This window comes from Vibrio makurazakiensis (assembly GCF_050337375.1).
GTDB lineage: Bacteria > Pseudomonadota > Gammaproteobacteria > Enterobacterales > Vibrionaceae > Vibrio > Vibrio makurazakiensis.
On the sequence record NZ_JAKJSW010000485.1, the window covers coordinates 1 to 697 of the forward strand.

The window sequence follows — 697 nt, forward strand, 5'->3', positions numbered from 1 at the left end:
TTACCGATTATTGTATTTACGTTAAGCATGTTAGTAGGGATGAGCTTCGCTACATTCACTAGCAAAGCACGTCCCAGACAAGCATCGATTAGCTAACCTGTTTATATTTAAAGATATGGCTCCAAGTTAAAAAACTTGGGTACTGACAGGGCAATGATCACTAAGTTTATAGCTCAGTACATCTTCTGTATCGAAAATGTGCTGTGCTGTCTCTTTAGTTTTTAAATCGTCACTCGAGATTATGTGGTCAATCAAATTACGAAATTGATGCGTCTTGTTTTTGTTGTTACGCGAACGAACTTTACATCGAGCTTGTACATCTCTTGTCGTGAGAACCGCACTGTTGTTACTAGAGATGCTCTTCCATAGCCAGTCACCAGGGTAGCTCATGTTATGGTTAAAATCCCCAAGCACGATATAGCTGTTATCCAGCCTTTCTCTATCATCTATCCATTTTTTAATATTCTCGCCTTGTTCTTTAAGAACCTTACAGTTGTTTGAGTTTTTGTAACGGCCTGAACATCCTGCTTTCAAATGAACATTGAGTATATGAAGTTCAGGCAAAGGCGGACGTTGAACTGTAATGTAGGTCGCGAACCGTAGTTTGCTGTGATTACCTTTATTGATACGAAGATCCGGCATATTAGCGAACGGAATACTTTTACGGACAGCGAACCCTGTATATTGATTAATGTCC

Annotated in this window: 1 protein-coding gene; it reads right to left on the bottom strand. The window is 39.6% G+C overall.

Annotation, left to right across the window (positions count from 1 at the left end; genetic code table 11):
- Positions 1-126 precede the first annotated feature (126 nt).
- Positions 127-697 (bottom strand): endonuclease/exonuclease/phosphatase family protein (locus L4C33_RS22675; RefSeq protein ID WP_428814606.1); only part of this gene is annotated, 571 nt, incomplete at its 5' end.